Raw genomic sequence first — 16,379 nt, forward strand, 5'->3', positions numbered from 1 at the left:
ACGCCAGCCCCCGGGGTCCTGGTCCCTAGGGAGCCTCTTGTGAGCAAGCGAATGCGTTAGGGCTCGTCCCAGGGCTTTTCCTGCCCCGGGCTGAACGCCCTTCTTCAGCGCACCCCTTTTCCTTCCCTCTCCTGCGCTGCCGCGTACCCGCCGGCGCCGGATTTCGCCTGCCTTTTACGGGAGTTCGCCATGTCTGTCTCCACCGCTGCCATCGACCCGTCGGTTTGTGCCCCGCTGCCCGTTCTGGGCCAGGATGTCACCGTTCCGCTCGTCACCGGCGGTGAAGTCACCTACGCCGCACTCGACTACGCCGCCAGCGCCCCGGCCCTCCAGCGGGTCTGGGACGACGTCGCCGCGTACGCCCCGTACTACGGCAGCGTCCACCGCGGTGCCGGATACCTCTCGCAGCTCTCCACCGACCTCTTCGAGAACAGCCGCCGCACCGTCGCGGAGTTCCTCGGCTGCCGCGCGGACGACCAGGTGGTCTTCACCCGCTCGACGACCGACTCCCTCAACCTGCTGGCCGCCGCGATCCCGGCCGGCTGCCAGGTCTTCGTCTTCGAGACCGAGCACCACGCCTCCCTGCTGCCCTGGCGCGACGCCCAGGTCACCTACCTCAACGCGCCCCGCACCCCGGCCCAGGCCGTCGAGACCCTGGAGCGGGCGCTCGCCGACCGCGACCCGTACGGCCCCGCCCTGGTCTGCGTCACCGGCGCCTCCAACGTGACCGGCGAGCTGTGGCCGGTGAAGGAACTGGCCGCCGCCGCCCACGCACACGGTGCCCGGATCGTCCTGGACGCCGCCCAGCTCGCCCCGCACCACCCGGTGGACATCGCCGAACTGGACGTCGACTGGGTCGCGTTCTCCGGCCACAAGCTGTACGCGCCCTTCGGCTCCGGCGTCCTGGCCGGCCGCTCCGACTGGCTGCTGGCGGCCGAGCCGTACCTCGCCGGCGGCGGCGCCTCCCGCAAGGTCGCCCGGCGCGCCGACGGCGGCGTGGACGTCGACTGGCACACCACGGCCGCCCGCCACGAGGCCGGCTCGCCCAACGTGATCGGCGTCTACTCCATCGCCTCCGCCTGCAAGGCCCTGACCGAGGCGGGCTTCGACAACCTGGTCGCCCGGGAGCAGGAGCTGGTGAGCCGGGTCCGCGAGGGGCTCGCCGAGGTCCCCGAGGTCCAGGTGCTCTCGCTTTTCGGCGACGACGCCCCCCGGGTCGGCGTCATCTCCTTCGTGGTGCGCGGCTGGAACAGCTCGCACTTCGCCGCCGCTCTCTCCGCGGAGTACGGCATCGGCGTCCGCGACGGCCTCTTCTGCGCCCACCCGCTGGTGCGCACCCTCCTCGGCAGCGACCCGCAGGACCCGGGCGAGTGCGGTGCCCCCGAGGCTGAGCCGGGCGAGCGGTCCCTCAACGCGATCCGGGTCAGCTTCGGCGCCGGTACGCCGGACGAGCACATCGAGCGGTTCCTGCGCGCGGTCTCCGAGCTGGTCAGCGATGGCGCCCAGTGGAAGTACCGCACCGAGGACGGCCGTTGCGTCCCGGACCGGGGCACGGCCGCCCAGGTCTGAGGACGGACGTACGGAAACACCTCGGCCGGGGACGGGCGCACCGCCCCTCCCCGGCCGAAAGGCTTGCCCTACGCGTCGAGGCCGATGGCGAACGCCGCTTCCAGGTCGTGCTGGGAGTACGTACGGAACGCCACGTGGGTGTCGGTGCCCTCGACGCCCGGGATCTTGCTGATCCGGCCGGGGATGACATCGGCGAGGTCGTCGTGCTTGGCGACCCGGACCATGGCGATCAGGTCGTAGGTGCCGGTGACGGAGAAGACCTCGCTGACACTGTCCAGCGCGGCGATGGCCTCGGCGATCTCCGGAATCCGGTCCACGCTGGTCTTGATGAGCACGATCGCGGTGATCACGGCTGGCTGTCTCCCTCGGTGGCCGTGGCTGGAACCTTCACCTTAGCCCCACCCCGGTAGCGCCCCCAGGCGTAGAGGAACCCGGCCGCGAACCCCGCCACATGTGCCAGATACGCCACCCCCGGCCCGGCGTCCGCCGCCTGGGCCGCCGCCCACTGGAGACCGAACCAGAAGACCAGCACGATCCAGGCGGGGAAGCGCAGCGGCAGGAAGAAGAGGAACGGGAACAGGCTGGTCACCCGGGCCTTGGGGAACAGGTACAGGAACCCGCCGAGCACCGCCGAGATCGCGCCCGACGCGCCGACCAGCGTCTGCCCCGAGTCCGCGTGCACCGCCGCGTAGCAGACCAGCGCCAGGTAGCCGCACCCCACGTAGAAGAGGGCGAACTGCACCCGGCCCATGCGCTCCTCGGCCATCGCCCCGAACACGTACAGGAAGAGCAGGTTCCCCAGCAGGTGGAGCCAGCTGCCGTGGACGAACAGCGCGGTGAACGGCGTGAGCAGGGCGCGCGCCGAGCCCTCCCACAGCTCGGCCGGGATCACCCCCCACCGCTCGAAGTACCCGGCCTGCGCGGCGAGCAGCGCGTCCTGGCTCCCGTAGGCGGCGCCGCCGAATCCGGAGAGCGGGCTGATCAGGAAGACCGCGCAGCACAGGGCGATCAGCCCGTACGTCACCGGCGCCCCGCCCGCCGCGCTGTCCCGGACCCTCCCGGCCGTGGCCCGCCAGTCGAACTGCCGCCCGTCGATCATGTGCAGAGCATGACGTACCGGGGGAGAACGGGACGGAGCGCCTCGCCGTGCCGATGCCTATACGCGAGGCCGTAGGGTTACGCCAGGAATTCCGCAGTTCGACGGCGCACCGCGAGATCCTTGACGTAGGACAGGAAGAGACGCGGCGGCGCGCCCGGCGCGCTCTCCGCCAGACGACGAAAGAGGACGCAACGATGACGACGGTTCCCCTGCCGACCGACGGGACCCGCTGGCGCTGCACCCTGTGCGGCAATCTCACGCGCTTCGACGTGACGCGCTCCTCCAAGGTCGTGGAGTACGTCCATCTCGACCTGGCCGGTGAGTCCAGTGTCGAGGAGCGGGAGGTGGTCAGTGAGACCATCGAGTCGGTCCGCTGCCGTTGGTGCAACGCGGTGGACCAGATCGAACTGGTGGACAGGCCGGGTGCCGCCTCCTGAGGGAGCGCACCGACAGACATATCTATGGGGTGACGGACGGTGGATCAGCCGACCAGCGGCGCCGAACCGGCCGATGCGGCCGACGGCGGTGCAGAGGCGCTCGACCGCCCGCTGCCCGAAGGTGTACGACGGCGGGTCGTCGCCCTGGTCTCGGATGCCTTCGGCGGCCTCACCGTCGCCGAACTCCCCGCCCAGTTGCGGCAGTATGCCCGGTTCACCCCGACCCGGCGGGCCAAGTTCGCCGGGAACGCGATGGCCGCCGCCCTGGAGAGCGATCCTCTCTTCCGGCAGCGCATCGGTGAGCGGCTGAGCCAGACCCAGCCGGAGCTGGCCGGTGCGCTGGAGGCGGGTTCGCCGCCCGCCGCCGCCGACCCCGTCGATGTGGCCGCCGCCGCCTATGTGCTGCGCCCGACGGGGTGGGTCAAGCTGGTCGAGGCGGCCGGCGAGGAGGTCCAGCGCGCCGACGCGGAGCGGGTGGACGAGGAGAGCCGGCGCGAACTGGTGCAGCTGCGCGAGGAGCTGGAGCGGGCGCGCGCCCACACCCGCAGCGAGACCGAGCGGCTGCGCACCGAGCTGGACGCGGCCCGCAAGGAGTCCGAGTCGCTCCACCGCAAACTGCGCTCCGCACTGAGCGAGGTGAAGCGCGGGGAGGCCGCCCTGCGCCGCTCCACCGCCGAGGCCGACGCCCAGCGGGCCGAGGCGGCCGCCCAGCTCTCCGCCGCCGAGAGCGAGTCGCGCCGGCTCAAGAGCAGGCTCGGTGAGGCCGAGGCGGCCCTGGAGGCGGGCCGAAGGGCCTCCCGCGAGGGGCGCTCGATGGAGGACATGCGGCTGCGGCTGCTCCTCGACACGGTCCTGGACGCGGCCTCCGGGCTCCGGCGCGAGCTGGCCCTGCCCCCGGTGACGGCCCGCCCGGCCGACAGCGTGGACGCGGTGGAGCCGGGTCGGATGTCGCCCAAGGACATTGCCGCCAGGGCGCTTTCGGACACCGATCCGGCGCTGCTCGACCAGCTGCTGGCGCTCCCGCAGGCGCATCTCATCGTGGACGGCTACAACGTCACCAAGACCGGCTATCCGCAGATGCCGCTGGAGAAGCAGCGGCTGCGGCTGCTGGGCGGCCTCTCGGTGCTCGCCGCGCAGACCGGCGCCGAGATGACCTGTGTCTTCGACGGCGCCGAACTGGCCGCTCCGGTGCTGCTCGCCCCGCCGCGCGGGGTGCGGGTGCTGTTCAGCAAGGCGGGGGTCACCGCGGACGAGCTGATCCGTCAACTGGCCCGCGCGGAACCGCCGGGACGGCCCGTGGTGGTCGTCTCCACCGACCGCGAGGTCGCGGACGGGGTGGCCAAGGCCGGTGCCCGGCCCGTCGCGTCCGTCTTGCTCCTGAAGCGCCTTTCGCGCGTCTAGAAACAGATGTACGACATGTGTGGCATGCCGGATTTTTGGGAACGTACCGTCAAGTCATCGCTACACGTGGTGCGGTGAGAGTAAAGAAGTGCCTGATGTGACAAGAAAAATCCTGTGAGGATTTGAACTGATCACAAGATGGTCACTAGGGTCAGGCCTCGAACCTTCGCACGGTAGATCACCCATCCGGGGTGGCAGCGAAGGAACCGCCTAGTCCGTGATCTGCACGGAGCCGGGGATCTTGTCCCCCACAGCCCGGTAGGCGGCTCGAGGAAGAAGGAGCTCGCCTTCGTGGCGTCCCACCGTCGTCCCAAGCAGCCGAGCCGCACCCGCGTGACCGTGCTCACCGCGACCGCCGCCGCGGCCGTGGCCCTGTCCTCCCAGGCCGCCCACGCCGACCCCAAGCCGAGCAAGAGCGAAGTCAAGGCGAAGGTCGACAAGCTCTACCACGAGGCCGAGGCGGCCACCGAGAAGTACAACGGGGCCAAGGAGCAGCAGGACAAGCTCAAGAAGCAGGTCGACGCGCTGCAGGACAAGGTCGCCCGCGGTCAGGACGAGCTCAACAGCCTCCGCGGCGAGCTGGGTTCGATCGCCACCGCGCAGTACCGCTCCGGCGGTATCGACCCCTCGGTCGCCCTCTTCCTCGCCTCGGACCCGGACAGCTTCCTCGACCAGGCCTCCGCGCTCGACCAGCTGACGGTCAAGCAGACGGAGTCGCTGCAGAAGATCCAGTCCAAGCAGCGCACCCTGGCCCAGCAGCGCCAGGAGGCCCAGGACAAGCTCGGCGACCTCGCCGACGTCCGCAAGGCGCTCGGCGAGAACAAGAAGAAGTACCAGGGCAAGCTGGCCGACGCGCAGCGGCTGCTCAACAGCCTGACGCAGGCCGAGCGGGCGAAGATCCAGCAGGAGGAGAACCGCGCCAGCCGCGCCTCCAGCGAGCGGGTCGAGCTCGGCAACGAGGCCCCCGCGTCCAACCGCGGTGCCGCCGCCCTCAGCGCCGCCGCCACCCAGCTCGGCAAGCCGTACGTCTCCGGCGGCTCGGGCCCCAACTCCTACGACTGCTCCGGGCTGACCCAATGGGCCTTCGCCCAGGCCGGCGTCAACATCAGCCGGACCACGTACACCCAGCAGAACGACGGCGTGAAGATCGGCCGCAGCCAGCTCAAGCCGGGCGACCTGGTCTTCTTCAACGGCCTGTCGCACGTCGGCTTCTACGCCGGCAACAACCAGATCCTGCACGCCCCCAAGCCGGGCACCGTCGTCCGTTACGAGTCGATGGACTACATGGGCACCTTCCAGTTCGGCGTCCGCATCTGACGCCACGCCCGACCGGAGCGACGCCCGAACGAGGGAATCGCCCCACCCCACGCTGACGCCCTGCCCCGCCGGAGACCGAGGTCACCGGCGGGGCAGCGCTGTTCGACGCCCCTTCCGCCACCGGCGAGGTCTTTGGCCGCCCGGTAGTCGTCCGATTACTGTCTGGCTGCTGTGCGGCTCCCGCTCATCGGTCCGCCCGTCCCGGGCGGCATGGGGCCGCGCGTTCCTGCGTCAACTGCGTCAGCGGAAGGGAGTGCGGCTTCCTGTGGTGTCCCATCGCCGTCCCACACAGTCCGGCCTCAATCGGAGCGTCCGCGTCACGGTCATCTCGGCGGCAGCCGCCACCGCGGCCGCGACGCTGACCGGGGCCCCGGCGAGCGCCGACCCGAAGGACACCCGCGAGAGCGCCAAGGCCGCCGTCGACCGGCTCTACGGCGAGGCCGAGCGGGCCACCGAACTCTTCAACGAGGCCGGGGAGCGGGTGGAGCGGCTGCGCGGCGAGGCGGACCGCGCCCAGGACGCGGCGGCCCGCGGCCAGGACTCCATCAACCGGATGCGCAACTCCCTCGGCGCGATGGCGGGCGCCCAGTACCGCACCGGCTCCATCGACCCGGCGCTCGCGCTGCTGCTCTCCTCCGACCCGGACACCTACCTGGAGCGGGCGGCCGCCCTCGACCGGGCCGGCGCACGCCAGGCGCTGACCCTGGACAAGCTCCGGCACGCCCAGCGCAAGGTCGCCCAGACGCGCTCCGAAGCGAACCGTGCCCTCACCGAGCTGGAGCGCAACCGGGCCGCCGTCACCCGCCACAAGAGATCCGTCGAGGCCAAGCTCCGCCAGGCCCGGCAGTTGCTGAACTCCCTGCCCGCCGAGGACCGCGCCTCCTTCGACCGGGCCTCGCGCTCCGGCCGCGACGGCGCCCCCGACCTCTCCGGCGTCGCCCCGGGATCGGCCCGCGCGATGTCCGCCGTGGCCGCCGTCCGCCAGGCGCTCGGCAAGCCCTACGTGTGGGGCGCCAACGGGCCCTCCGGCTTCGACTGTTCCGGGCTCATGCAGTGGGCCTACGCCCAGGCCGGGGTGAGCCTGCCCCGCACCTCGCAGGCCCAGCGGTACGCGGGCCGCATGGTGCCGCTCTCCCAGGCCCTCCCCGGCGACCTGGTCGCCTACCGCGCCGACGCCAGCCACATCGGCATGTACGTGGGGAACGGCCAGGTCATCCACGCCCCCTACCCGGGCGCCCCGATCCGCTACGACCCCGTCGGCATGATGCCCGTCTCCTCGGTCACCCGGATCTGACCACCGCCCGGATCCGGCCGCCCTGCCGACCGCCCGCCCGGATCTGACCGTACGATCGGCAGGGTGGCCGTACGAGGACGTGGTGCGCGGGGGAGACGCCCTCAGCGGCGTCGGCGTGCGGCGGGCCTGGTGCTCGCCGCCCTGCTGACCGCCTCCGCCTGCGTGGCCCCGGCCGGCCACCGGGACGCCGCCACCTCCCTCACCGTCCGCGAGATCGACGCCACCCTGGAGCGCCGCGCCGCCGCCGTCCTCGCCCGGGACCCGGCGGGCTACCTCGACACCCTCGCCCCCGACGCCGTGAAGCTGCGGGCCGCCCAGCGCACCGAGCTCGCCAACCTCGCCGACGTACCCCTGAAGTCCTGGGCGTACGAGGTCAAGGACATCACCGAGCAGGACGGCGAGTGGGCCACCACCGAGGTGGAGCTGCGCTACCGGATCGACGGGTACGACACCGCGCCCATCGCCACCCGCCGCACCCTGGAGCTGATGCGGGACGGGGATCGGTGGTACGTCAGCGCCGACCGGCCCGCCAAGGGCGCCTCCGACCAGCTCTGGCACCAGGGGGAGGTGGAGGTCGTCCGGGGCGCCCACAGCCTCGTCCTGGGCGTCGGAAGGCCCGAGGAGGAGCTGCGCCAGGTCGCGGACACCGTCGACCTCGCCGTACCCGCCGTATCGGACGCCTGGCCCCGCCCCTGGGCCCGCCGGGTGGTCGTGCTCGTCCCGGACTCCGTGGAGTCAATGGCGGGGCTCCTGGGCTCCCCTGAGACCAGCTACCGGGGGATCGCCGCCGTCACCACCGGCGAGGCCGGTGCCACCGGGAAGCGACCGGCCCTCGCGGACCGGGTGATCGTCAACCCCGAGGCCTACGCCTCGCTCGGCAGCTTCGGCCAGCGGGTCGTCCTGACCCATGAGACGACCCACGTCGCCACCCGGACCAGCACCTCCGCGGCCACCCCGGTCTGGCTCTCCGAGGGGTTCGCCGACTGGGCCGCCTACCGGGGGGAGGACCGCACCCCCGACCTCATCGCGCCGGAGCTGACGGGCGCGGTCCGGGCCGGTGACGTACCCGTCGGACTCCCCGTCGACAAGGACTTCGGCTTCGACGGCGACCCCGCCGAGCTCGCCCGGGCCTACGAGAGCGCCTGGATGGCCTGCGAGCTCATCGCGGAGCGGTGGGGCAAGGAGAAGCTGACCGCCTTCTACGCGGCCGTCGGGGCCCATCCCGGGCGGGACGGGGCGGTGGAGCAGGCGATGGGATCGGTGCTCGCCACGACGCCCGAGGAGTTCACCGCCGACTGGCGCGACTACCTGAGCTCCCGGCTCGGCTGATCCCCGCGCGCCGCACGCGCACCGGCGCCCGGCCCGGACCGCGCCCCCGGCACCGTCTCCCGCCACAGCTCCCGCGCGGCGAGCAGGGAGGCCGCCACCAGCAGCCCGTTCCGTACGAACAGGAGCGTCACGCCCCACGAGTCGCTCGCCACCACCTCGGCGAAGTACACCGGGAACTCCAGCACCGTCACCCCCGCCGCGACCAGCACCAGCACGGCGGGCCGCACCATCCCGCCGCCCCGGAACGCCAGGCAGACCGCCGCGAGCCCGACCAGCCACACCACGTACTGCGGGCTGATCACCCGGCTCGTCGTGGTGAACAGCAGCACCGCCGTGAACGCGGCCTGCGCCGGAGTGTGGGCCGCGAACGTACGGGCCCGCAGCCGCCACACCAGCAGCCAGCCCAGGGCCACCACGGCGAGCCCCAGCGCCAGCGTCGAGACCGGCTCCACATGCGGGCCGAGGAACTCCATGGAGCCGTAGTGCAGCTCCACCCGCCCCTCCCAGCCGACGTGCCGCGCGAGGTGGAAGTACAGCGCCCCCAGCGACTCGATCTCCAGGCCCCGGTCCCGCTGGAAGGCCAGGAACGCGTACGCCCCCGGCATCCACAGCGCGAAGCCCACACCGAGCCCGGCCGCCGTCAGCGCCGCCGCCGACCAGGCCGCCCGGGTCGGCCGCCCCCGCCGGACCCCCACCAGCACCAGCGCCGGCCACACCTTCAGCAGCGCCCCGAACGCGGCCAGCACCCCCAGCACCCGCGGGTGGCGCACCCCCGCCAGCAGGGCCGCCACCGCGACCGCCGTCACCATCAGGTCGTAGCGGGCGTACACGGTCGGCCCCAGCAGCGGCACCCCCACGATCCACACCCACGCGCCCGCCGCCCTTATCCCCGGCCGCCGCCCCGCGTACAGGAGCAGCCCCAGCACCAGCGCGTCGCAGAGCAGCACGAGGGCGTAGAAGGCGCTCGCGTACTCCCAGAAGGGCAGCAGGGCGGGGGAGAGGACCGCGAGGGCGGCGCCGGGCGGGTACTGCCAGGTGACGTCGTGCAGCGGGTACGTGCCGGTGAGCAGCACGTCGTACCAGCCCCGGTAGATCACCGACACGTCCACCGTGACATCGAGGCTGCCCAGGGTGAACACCCCGAACACGCAGAGCAGCAGCGCGGCCCGGGTCAGCGCCCAGGCCGCGCACGGCAGGAGTCCGTACGGCAGCAGTCGTACGCCGGTGGGTGCCCGTCGTCCCGTCATCGCCGCCGCCCTCACCGTTCCGACCTGGGTCCGGCGGCCCATGATGCCGGGGGGCGAGGGCGTCAGCGGTGAAGCGCGGCCGTTCGGTACTGTCAGCCGCGATGGACAAGACCTTGATCGTGACCAACGACTTCCCGCCCCGCCCCGGTGGCATCCAGGCGTTCCTGCACAACATGGCGCTGCGCCTGGACCCCGACCGGGTCGTCGTCTACGCCTCCACCTGGAAGCGCGGAGAGGAGGGTACGGCGGCCACCGCCGCCTTCGACGCCGAGCAGCCGTTCACCGTGGTCCGCGACCGGACGACGATGCTGCTGCCGACCCCGCGCGTCACCCGCCGGGCCACCGCCCTGCTCCGCGAACACGGCTGCACCTCCGTCTGGTTCGGCGCCGCCGCCCCGCTCGGCCTGATGGCCCCCGCGCTGCGCCGCGCGGGCGCGAAGCGGCTGGTGGCCACCACCCACGGCCACGAGGCCGGCTGGGCCCAGCTGCCCGCCTCACGGCAGCTGCTGCGGAGGATCGGCGAGTCCACGGACACGATCACCTATCTGGGGGAGTACACCCGCTCCCGGATCGCCGCCGCCCTCACCCCGGACGCGGCCGCCCGCATGGTGCAGCTGCCGCCGGGCGTCGACGAGAAGACCTTCCACCCGGCCTCCGGCGGCGACAAGGTCCGCGCCCGCCTCGGGCTCTCCGACCGCCCGGTGGTCGTCTGCGTCTCGCGCCTGGTCCCGCGCAAGGGCCAGGACACGCTGATCCTGGCCATGCCCGCGATCCTGGCGCAGATCCCGGACGCGGTGCTGCTGATCGTCGGCGGCGGCCCGTACGCCAAGGACCTGGAGCGCCTCGCGGTGGAGACCGGGGTGGAGGACTCGGTGCGGTTCACCGGGCCCGTGCCGTGGGCGGAGCTGCCCGCGCACTACGGGGCCGGGGACGTCTTCGCGATGCCGTGCCGCACCCGGCGCGGCGGGCTCGACGTGGAGGGCCTCGGGATCGTCTACCTGGAGGCGTCGGCGACCGGGCTGCCGGTGGTGGCCGGGGACTCGGGCGGAGCCCCGGACGCGGTGCTCGACGGCGAGACCGGGTGGGTGGTGCGCGGCGGCAGCGCCGAGGAGTCGGCGGACCGGATCGTGACGCTGCTCGGCGACCCGGAGCTGCGGCGGCGGATGGGGGAGCGGGGCCGCGCCTGGGTCGAGGAGAAGTGGCGCTGGGACCTGCTGGCGGAGAAGCTCAGGACCTTGCTGTGAGTACGGGAATGGGGCCCGCGCCATCCATGGCGCGGGCCCCATTCCCGTACGTTCCGCTTCACACCGCTCAGGCGCGGTAGATCGACTCCACCTCGTCCGCGAAGTCCTTCGCCACCACGTTCCGCTTCAGCTTCAGCGACGGCGTGATGTGGCCCGCCTCCTCGGTGAACTGGGCGGGCAGGATCCGGAACTTGCGTACGGACTCGGCCTTGGACACCGCCGCGTTGCCGTCGTCCACCGCCCGCTGCACCTCGGCCAGCAGCTCCGCGTCCTCGCGCAGCGACAGGGCCGTCGACCCGGCCGGCTTGCCGTGCTCCTCGGCCCAGCGGCTCAGGAACTCCTCGTCCAGGGTGACCAGCGCGCCGACGAACGGGCGGCCGTCGCCGACCACCATGCACTCGGCGACCAGGGCGTGGGCGCGGATGCGGTCCTCGATCACCGCCGGGGCGACGTTCTTGCCGCCCGCCGTGACGATGATCTCCTTCTTGCGGCCGGTGATCGCGAGGTAGCCGTCCTCGTCGAGCGTGCCGATGTCCCCGGTGTGGAACCAGCCGTCGGCCAGCGCCTCGGCGGACGCCGACTCGTTCTTCCAGTACCCGGTGAACAGGTGCTCGCCGTGGAGCAGCACCTCACCGTCGTCCGCGATCCGGACCACCGAGCCGGGCAGCGGCTGGCCGACCGTGCCGATCTTCGGCCGGTCCCACGGGTTGAACGCGGTGGCCGCGCACGACTCGGTCAGGCCGTAGCCCTCCAGGACCGTGAAGCCGATGCCCCGGTAGAAGTGGCCGAGCCGCTCGCCCAGCGGGGCGCCGCCGGAGATCGCGTACTCACCCCTGCCGCCGAGGACCGCGCGCAGCTTGCCGAAGACCAGCTTGTCGAAGAGCTTGTGCTTGAGCTTCAGCCCGAGCGAGGGGCCCTGCGGGGTGGACAGCGCCCGGCTGTAGGCGATCGCCGTGTCGGCGGCCCGGTCGAAGATCTTGCCCTTGCCGTCCGCCTGCGCCTTGGCGCGGGCCGCGTTGTAGACCTTCTCGAAGACCCGGGGCACCCCGAGGATCAGCGTCGGCCGGAACGAGGCCAGCTCGTCGGTGAGGTTCTTGATGTCGGGGACGCAGCCGAGCTTGATCGGGGCCATCACCGAGGCCACCTCGACCAGCCGGCCGAAGACGTGCGCGGCGGGCAGGAACAGCAGCACCGAGCACTCGCCCGTACGGAACAGCGGCTTCAGCCGCTCCACCACGTTGCCGCACTCCGCGAAGAAGCTGCGGTGGGTGAGCACACAGCCCTTGGGGCGGCCCGTGGTGCCGGAGGTGTAGACGATGGTCGCCGGGTCGTCCGCCTTGGCGCTGACCATCCGCAGGTCCATGGTCTCGTCCGAGACCTCGGCGCCCGCCTTGCCGAGGGCCTCCACCGCGCCCGCGTCGATCTGCCAGACGTGTACGAGTTCCGGCAGCTCCTCCCGTACGGAGGCCACCGCCGCCGCGTGCGCGTCGCTCTCCACGAGCACCGCCACCGCGCCGGAGTCACCGAGGATCCACTGGACCTGCTCGGCGGAGCTGGTCTCGTACACCGGCACGGTCACCGCGCCCGCGCTCCAGATCGCGAAGTCCAGCAGCACCCACTCGAAACGGGTGCGCGACATCAGGGCGACCCGGTCGCCGGGCTGCACGCCCGAGGCGATCAGACCCTTGGCGGCGGCTCTCACCTCGGCCAGGAACTGGGTGGCGCTGACATCCGTCCAGGCACCGGCCACCTTGCGGCTCATCACCGCGACATCGGGATGCTGAGCGGCGTTGCGGCGGATCAGATCCGTCAGATTGCCGTCCGTCGGGACCTCGTACAGGGCCGGAAGGCTGAACTCGCGCAAGACTGCTGCTCCTCATCGGGCTCCGGTGCCACGGCTCTGTGTGACGCACCGGCTGCGGTCCAAGAATGGCGGGTGCTCAGTGGGGTGAGCACGCTGGACTGCCCGGACGTTACCCACCGGTACCAGGTTCCCGATAGGGGGTTCCGGCCAGATGTCTTATGCATCACACAGGTAAATGGCCCTTTCGCGCACAGTAGTCCACCGGCACGACGACTTGGAAGTAACCGCAGGTCCGGCCGGTTCACCCGCCTCTACCCGCGCGGGGGCGGGCGCTTTAGGGTGATCCGCATGCGAGGCAGCGAAGCGGACGGGCCGGCGCCGGGCGCACAGCGTTCCACCCGGATCCACGTGGTCAGCGATGTGCACGGCAACACCGAGGCCCTGGCCCGCGCCGGGGACGGCGCCGACGCCCTCGTCTGCCTCGGTGACCTGGTGCTCTTCCTCGACTACGCCGACCACTCGCGCGGCATCTTCCCCGACCTCTTCGGCGAGGCGAACGCCGACCGCATCGTCGCGCTGCGCACCGCCCGCCGCTACGACGAGGCCCGCGCCTTCGGCCGCGAGCTGTGGGCGGGCCGCGACCGCAACGCGGAGATCCTCTCCGCGGTACGCAGGCAGTACGCCGAACTCTTCGCCGCCTTCCCCACCCCGACGTACGCCACCTACGGCAACGTCGACGTCCCCCACCTGTGGCCCGAGTACGCCCGCCCGGGCACCACCGTGCTGGACGGCGAGCGGGTGGAGATCGGCGGACGGGTCTTCGGCTTCGTCGGCGGCGGCCTCAGGACCCCGATGAACACGCCGTACGAGATCAGCGACGAGGAGTACGCCGCCAAGGTCGAGGCGCTCGGCCCGGTCGACGTCCTCTGCTCGCACATCCCGCCCGAGGTTCCCGAGCTGACGTACGACACCGTCGCCCGCCGCTTCGAACGCGGCAGCCGCGCCCTCCTGGAGGCCATCCGCACCACCCGCCCCCGATACGCGCTTTTCGGCCATGTTCACCAGCCGTTGGTCCGCCGTATGCGGATCGGCGCCACCGAGTGCGTCAACGTCGGTCACTTCGCCTCCACCGGGAAGCCCTGGGCGCTGACCTGGTGACCGGAAGGGCCCGGGGCGTGGACCGGAGCGCGGCGGGCACGCGATAGCCTGCACAGCGGCAGGCTTCTGCCGAACGCGACCGGTTACACCGCACTGGAGGGCCACGGCGATGGCTGAACACACCAGCTCGAGCATCACGATCGAGGCGGCACCGGCCGACGTCATGGGCGTGATCGCCGACTTCGCCCGCTACCCGGAGTGGACCGGCGAGGTCAAGGAGGCCGAGGTGCTGGCCACCGACGACCAGGGCCGCGCCCAGCAGGTCCGCCTCGTCCTGGACGCCGGAGCCATCAAGGACGACCACGTCCTGTCGTACACCTGGCTGGGCGACAAAGAGGTCAGCTGGACCCTCGTCAAGTCCCAGATGCTGCGCTCCCTGGACGGTACGTACGCCCTCGCGTCGCTGGCCGGCGGAGAGCGCACCGAGGTCACCTACAAGCTCGCCGTCGACGTCAAGATCCCGCTCCTGGGCATGATCAAGCGCAAGGCCGAGAAGGTCATCATCGACCGTGCGCTCGCCGGTCTGAAGAAGCGCGTCGAGTCCGTCCCGCAGAGCTGATGGCGATGCGTACGGTCCTGGTCACCGGTCCCGGCGGCGCAGGCCGTACGACCGTCGCCGCGGCGACCGCCCTGGCCGCCGCCGCGAGCGGCAGCCGCACCCTCCTGGTCTCCGCCGAGTCCATACCCGGCTTCCCCGCCGGCACGGAACCGGCCCCGGTCACCGACCGCCTCGACCACGCCCGGATCGACTCCGGCGAGCACTTCCGCGCCGAACTCACCGAGCTCCAGCAGCGCGCTTCCAGCGTGCTGGACCTGGTCGGAGCCGGGCGCCTCGACGGCGAGGAGCTCACCGAACTCCCCGGCTCCCCGCAGCTCGCCCTCCTGCACACCCTCCACCGCGCCGCCGCGGGCGACTGGGCCGCCGGCGGCTACGACACCCTCGTCGTGGACCTCCCGCCGCTCGGCGAGGCCCTCGCCCTGCTGGCCCTCCCCGAACAGCTCCGCCGCTACCTGCGCCGGCTGCTGCCCGCCGAACGCCAGGCCGCCCGCGCCCTGCGCCCGGTCCTCGCCCAGCTCGCCGGGGTCCCGATGCCCGCGCAGTGGCTGTACGAGGCCGCCGCCCGCAAGGACGAGGAGCTGGCCGCCGTCCAGGCGCTGATCGAGGACGGCGCCACCACGCTGCGCCTGGTCGCCGAGCCCGGACCCGCCGCCGAGGACGCCCTGCGCACCGCCCGCACCGGCCTCGCCCTGCACGGGCTCCGCGCCGACCTGCTGGTGGCCTCCCGGGTCCTGCCCCGCCACTCCTCCGACCCCTGGTTCGCCTCTCTCGCCGCCCAGCAGGAGAAGTGCCTGGCCCACTGGCACGAGGAGCGGTCCCCGCACCTCCCCGTCCACGAGGCCGCCCACCTGGGCCGCGACCCCCGGTCCGGCGAGGACCTGGCCGCGCTCGCCGTCCCCGCGCCCGACGTGCGGGAACCCGGCCGGGTGGACGACCCCTGGTGGATCGAGGAGGAGCCGGGCGAGGAGGGCCGCCCGTCCGTGCTGGCCTGGTGCCTGCCGCTGCCCGGCGCGACGAAGGAAGACCTGCGCCTGGTCCGCAGGGGCGAGGAACTGCTCCTGACCGTGGGCCCGTTCCACCGCATCGTGCGGGTCGCCTCCGCCCTGCGCCGCTGCACCGTCTCGGGCGCGGCCCTCACCGACGACGTCCTGCGGGTCCGCTTCACCCCCGACCCCGGACTCTGGCCGCGCACCCCCTGACTCCGCGGCCCCTGCGCCCCGGTTCCTGAACGGTCCGCGGCCATTCGGGTAACGTCGGTGGTACGAGTTACGAGTCCGGCCGGCCGGGAGCCGGCGGCCGGCACCCCGCGCCGCAGGAGTCCGCCATGAGTGAAGCCACCGATCGTCCCGTAGACGGCGACGCGTGGGCCGACGCCTGCGCCGAGGACCTCGCGGCGGAGAAGGCCCGCCGCCGGGCCCAGTACGGCCCGCAGCCCGGCTCCGCCGCCGAGGAGCTGCGCAAGCTGGTCGACGCGGTCGCCGACAAGGTCTCCTCGCTCCAGTCGCCCCTGCTCGGCATCGCCGCACAGGGCGCGGTCCAGCAGGCCATCCGGCAGGCCAAGTCCGCCGTCGAACCCGTCATCGAGCGCAACCCGCAGGTCTTCGACCACCTCGCCGCCGCGGGCAACGAGCTGCTGGCCGCCTACCGCTCCGCGGTGGAGGGCCAGGAGAGCCGCTGGACCCGCACCGCCGCCGATCCCGCGAAGTCCGCCGGGAAGAGCACGGAGAAGGCCGCCGCCGACCCGTCCGACCCGCGTGACGAAGGCCGTGACGAAGGCCCCTCGGGCACCGAACGCATCGACCTGGACTGACCGGACAGATCGTCCCGGAGCGCGTTGCGCACCGGCCGGGACCGACCGGTCCCGGCCAGGCCGGGGCCTGCCTCGGGTACGGTTGCCCCTAGCGGGGCTCGACCGAAACTG

General features: G+C 72.7%; 15 protein-coding genes. 11 read left to right on the top strand and 4 right to left on the bottom strand.

Annotated elements, in window-relative coordinates; genetic code table 11:
* Nucleotides 1-189: 189 nt before the first annotated feature.
* Complete coding sequence (locus IE264_RS04540; protein WP_015608053.1) at nucleotides 190-1,569, top strand: aminotransferase class V-fold PLP-dependent enzyme; 1,380 nt, start codon at nucleotides 190-192, stop codon at nucleotides 1,567-1,569.
* 68 nt (nucleotides 1,570-1,637) lie between these two features.
* Here the strand turns inward: IE264_RS04540 and IE264_RS04545 are convergent, their stop codons facing one another.
* Entirely contained in the window at nucleotides 1,638-1,919 is a 282-nt protein-coding gene (locus tag IE264_RS04545) for an Lrp/AsnC family transcriptional regulator (protein ID WP_007451244.1), read from the bottom strand.
* Entirely contained in the window at nucleotides 1,916-2,668 is a 753-nt protein-coding gene (locus IE264_RS04550) for a rhomboid family intramembrane serine protease (protein WP_032759520.1), read from the bottom strand. The genes IE264_RS04545 and IE264_RS04550 overlap by 4 nt, the downstream gene beginning before the upstream one ends.
* Nucleotides 2,669-2,862: 194 nt before the next feature.
* Between IE264_RS04550 and IE264_RS04555 the strand changes: the two genes are divergently transcribed.
* The 5 genes from IE264_RS04555 to IE264_RS04575 all read left to right on the top strand — a co-directional run bounded on the left by IE264_RS04555 (nucleotide 2,863) and on the right by IE264_RS04575 (nucleotide 8,446).
* Nucleotides 2,863-3,105: a hypothetical protein gene (locus tag IE264_RS04555; RefSeq protein ID WP_015608051.1), complete on the top strand. Its 243-nt coding sequence runs from the start codon at nucleotides 2,863-2,865 to the stop codon at nucleotides 3,103-3,105.
* A 39-nt stretch (nucleotides 3,106-3,144) separates the two neighbouring features.
* On the top strand, nucleotides 3,145-4,506 hold the full coding sequence (locus IE264_RS04560) for an NYN domain-containing protein (protein ID WP_015608050.1): 1,362 nt from the start codon (nucleotides 3,145-3,147) through the stop codon (nucleotides 4,504-4,506).
* Between the two features lie 291 nt (nucleotides 4,507-4,797).
* Nucleotides 4,798-5,823: a C40 family peptidase gene (locus IE264_RS04565; protein WP_015608049.1), complete on the top strand. Its 1,026-nt coding sequence runs from the start codon at nucleotides 4,798-4,800 to the stop codon at nucleotides 5,821-5,823.
* A 265-nt stretch (nucleotides 5,824-6,088) separates the two neighbouring features.
* Nucleotides 6,089-7,117 carry a C40 family peptidase gene (locus IE264_RS04570; protein ID WP_032759519.1) on the top strand — a complete coding sequence of 343 codons (1,029 nt, stop codon included), beginning with the start codon at nucleotides 6,089-6,091 and terminating at the stop codon, nucleotides 7,115-7,117.
* Between the two features lie 63 nt (nucleotides 7,118-7,180).
* Nucleotides 7,181-8,446, top strand: a complete 1,266-nt coding sequence (locus tag IE264_RS04575; protein ID WP_078657588.1) for a hypothetical protein — start codon at nucleotides 7,181-7,183, stop codon at nucleotides 8,444-8,446.
* Here the strand turns inward: IE264_RS04575 and IE264_RS04580 are convergent.
* A complete protein-coding gene (locus IE264_RS04580; RefSeq protein WP_032759517.1) occupies nucleotides 8,422-9,693 on the bottom strand; it encodes a glycosyltransferase family 87 protein in 1,272 nt (423 codons plus the stop codon). The genes IE264_RS04575 and IE264_RS04580 overlap by 25 nt on opposite strands.
* Before the next feature lie 101 nt (nucleotides 9,694-9,794).
* Between IE264_RS04580 and IE264_RS04585 the strand changes: the two genes are divergently transcribed.
* On the top strand, nucleotides 9,795-10,937 hold the full coding sequence (locus IE264_RS04585) for a glycosyltransferase family 4 protein (protein ID WP_032759535.1): 1,143 nt from the start codon (nucleotides 9,795-9,797) through the stop codon (nucleotides 10,935-10,937).
* Nucleotides 10,938-11,004: 67 nt separating this feature from the next.
* On the opposite strand, the gene IE264_RS04590 is transcribed toward IE264_RS04585, so the two are convergent.
* Entirely contained in the window at nucleotides 11,005-12,801 is a 1,797-nt protein-coding gene (locus IE264_RS04590; RefSeq protein ID WP_015608044.1) for an AMP-dependent synthetase/ligase, read from the bottom strand.
* Nucleotides 12,802-13,089: 288 nt separating this feature from the next.
* Here IE264_RS04590 and IE264_RS04595 point away from each other — a divergent pair, with 288 nt between their 5' ends.
* From IE264_RS04595 to IE264_RS04610, 4 genes are all read left to right on the top strand, one after another.
* The gene (locus tag IE264_RS04595; RefSeq protein WP_032759516.1) at nucleotides 13,090-13,899 is read left to right on the top strand and encodes a metallophosphoesterase family protein; all 810 of its coding nucleotides are present in this window, start codon (nucleotides 13,090-13,092) and stop codon (nucleotides 13,897-13,899) included.
* A 109-nt stretch (nucleotides 13,900-14,008) separates the two neighbouring features.
* Nucleotides 14,009-14,458: an SRPBCC family protein gene (locus tag IE264_RS04600; RefSeq protein WP_015608042.1), complete on the top strand. Its 450-nt coding sequence runs from the start codon at nucleotides 14,009-14,011 to the stop codon at nucleotides 14,456-14,458.
* Nucleotides 14,459-14,463: 5 nt separating this feature from the next.
* A complete protein-coding gene (locus IE264_RS04605) occupies nucleotides 14,464-15,657 on the top strand; it encodes an ArsA family ATPase (RefSeq protein ID WP_032759534.1) in 1,194 nt (397 codons plus the stop codon).
* Nucleotides 15,658-15,782: 125 nt separating this feature from the next.
* On the top strand, nucleotides 15,783-16,268 hold the full coding sequence (locus IE264_RS04610; protein WP_032759515.1) for a DUF5304 domain-containing protein: 486 nt from the start codon (nucleotides 15,783-15,785) through the stop codon (nucleotides 16,266-16,268).
* Nucleotides 16,269-16,379 lie beyond the last annotated feature (111 nt).

The organism is Streptomyces microflavus (assembly GCF_014650075.1).
Classification (GTDB): Bacteria; Actinomycetota; Actinomycetes; order Streptomycetales; family Streptomycetaceae; genus Streptomyces; species Streptomyces microflavus.

What these genes read in the sequence shown, in the direction of transcription:
- IE264_RS04540 (WP_015608053.1), top strand. Translation starts at nt 190, where the DNA reads ATGTCTGTCTCCACCGCTGCCATCGACCCGTCGGTTTGTGCCCCGCTG.
- IE264_RS04550 (WP_032759520.1), bottom strand. Translation starts at nt 2,668, where the DNA reads ATGATCGACGGGCGGCAGTTCGACTGGCGGGCCACGGCCGGGAGGGTC.
- IE264_RS04555 (WP_015608051.1), top strand. Translation starts at nt 2,863, where the DNA reads ATGACGACGGTTCCCCTGCCGACCGACGGGACCCGCTGGCGCTGCACC.
- IE264_RS04580 (WP_032759517.1), bottom strand. Translation starts at nt 9,693, where the DNA reads ATGACGGGACGACGGGCACCCACCGGCGTACGACTGCTGCCGTACGGA.
- IE264_RS04585 (WP_032759535.1), top strand. Translation starts at nt 9,795, where the DNA reads ATGGACAAGACCTTGATCGTGACCAACGACTTCCCGCCCCGCCCCGGT.
- IE264_RS04595 (WP_032759516.1), top strand. Translation starts at nt 13,090, where the DNA reads ATGCGAGGCAGCGAAGCGGACGGGCCGGCGCCGGGCGCACAGCGTTCC.
- IE264_RS04600 (WP_015608042.1), top strand. Translation starts at nt 14,009, where the DNA reads ATGGCTGAACACACCAGCTCGAGCATCACGATCGAGGCGGCACCGGCC.
- IE264_RS04605 (WP_032759534.1), top strand. Translation starts at nt 14,464, where the DNA reads ATGCGTACGGTCCTGGTCACCGGTCCCGGCGGCGCAGGCCGTACGACC.
- IE264_RS04610 (WP_032759515.1), top strand. Translation starts at nt 15,783, where the DNA reads ATGAGTGAAGCCACCGATCGTCCCGTAGACGGCGACGCGTGGGCCGAC.